Below are 1,620 nucleotides of genomic sequence, written 5' to 3'. Positions count from 1 at the left end.
TTTTAAGGAATAAGATTTTACATTACCCTTTAATTCTTATTCCTAACTAATATAAAATTTGTGTTATTACTGTATTTTCTTTAGTAGATAACACAAACTTTTTTTTGAGATGGGTGTAAAAATAGAAGCGTTTAGAACTTTTTAACTTTTGACTTTTAAAATTTGCTTTTTACTCTTCACAAAGCGACTAACTATCTAAAGTTCATATAAAATTTAGCCTCCTCTTGCTCAAGCCTAAATAAGATAGATAAACGTTAGACATCTCCAGTCTGTAGAAGTCCAAGTAAAGATAAAGCCTTTACAAATCATCTATTCACCACTGGAGCTAATTAATATGGAGGAACTAAATACTTATGGTCAATACCCAGGAAAACCTCCACATTCGTCTGGAGGAAACACAGGCATTAGATCGTGATTGTACAACCTTATCACGTCATGTTCTACAGCAACTTCAGTTCTCACCAGATGCTCAAGATATCAGCGCCCTGATGAATCGAATTGCTTTAGCAGGCAAATTAATCGCTCGTCGTTTGACCCGCGCTGGATTAGTAGAAGACGCTTTAGGGTTTACTGGCACAGTTAATGTCCAGGGAGAATCCGTCAAAAAGATGGATATCTATGCCAATGATGTATTTATCTCGGTATTTAAGCAAAGTGGCCTTGTATGTCGCTTGGCATCCGAGGAAATGGAAAAACCCTATTATATTCCAGAAAACTGTCCAATAGGTCGCTATACATTACTTTATGACCCTCTAGATGGCTCCTCTAATCTAGATACAAATCTAAATGTGGGGTCTATATTCTCGGTTCGCCAACAAGAAGGTAATGATGAAGATGGTTTAGCTCAAGATTTACTCCAAAGTGGACGTAAACAAATTGCTGCTGGTTATATTCTATATGGCCCTAGCACAATGCTAGTATATTCAATTGGCACTGGGGTTCACGCATTTACTCTTGACCCTAGTTTGGGAGAGTTTATTCTGGCCAATGAGAATATCAAAATCCCCGAACATGGCCCAATCTACAGTGTCAACGAAGGTAACTTTTGGCAGTGGGATGATTCTATGCGGGATTATATCCGCTATGTTCATCGCCATGAAGGTTATACTGCCCGTTATGGTGGTGCATTAGTTGGAGACTTTCATAGAATTTTATACCAGGGAGGCGTATTTTTATACCCAGGTACAGTGAAAAAGCCAGAAGGAAAATTACGCCTATTATATGAATCAGCACCTATGGCTTATTTAATTGAACAAGCTGGTGGTAGAGCTAGTACGGGTACTGAAGAAATATTGGATGTTGTAGCAAATGAACTACATCAACGTACACCATTGGTGATTGGTAGCAAAGAAGATGTGGCACTTGTAGAGTCTTTTATTAAGGAACAAGCACGCATTTCTCATCAGGATTAATACATTCCATCAAACTTACTCATAACTATAGCTATAAAACTAAAGTGAGTAAGTTTGTTCAGTTGTCTATCCATTGAGTCATTATTACCTACAATTAAGGTATGAAGCTAGTTGAACGTCATGTTATCACCAAATCACATTATTTGTGGTCAGCTTGTGACCAGAAGGCTTTTTTGTCAAAAAATCTGTTCAATTTAGCCAATTACCA

General features: G+C 37.4%; 1 protein-coding gene. It reads left to right on the top strand.

The window, feature by feature from the left end:
* Positions 1-353 precede the first annotated feature (353 nt).
* Positions 354-1,412 (top strand): class 1 fructose-bisphosphatase, encoded by a 1,059-nt coding sequence (fbp, locus tag F6K13_RS32200; RefSeq protein WP_124142776.1) that lies wholly within the window; start codon positions 354-356, stop codon positions 1,410-1,412.
* The last annotated feature ends 208 nt before the right edge of the window (positions 1,413-1,620 follow it).

The sequence above is a fragment of the Okeania sp. SIO2B9 genome (genome assembly GCF_010672505.1).
Taxonomy (GTDB): Bacteria; Cyanobacteriota; Cyanobacteriia; order Cyanobacteriales; family Microcoleaceae; genus Okeania; species Okeania hirsuta.
Note: the sequence above shows the minus strand (reverse complement) of the source record. Positions and strands in the feature narration are given on the sequence as shown.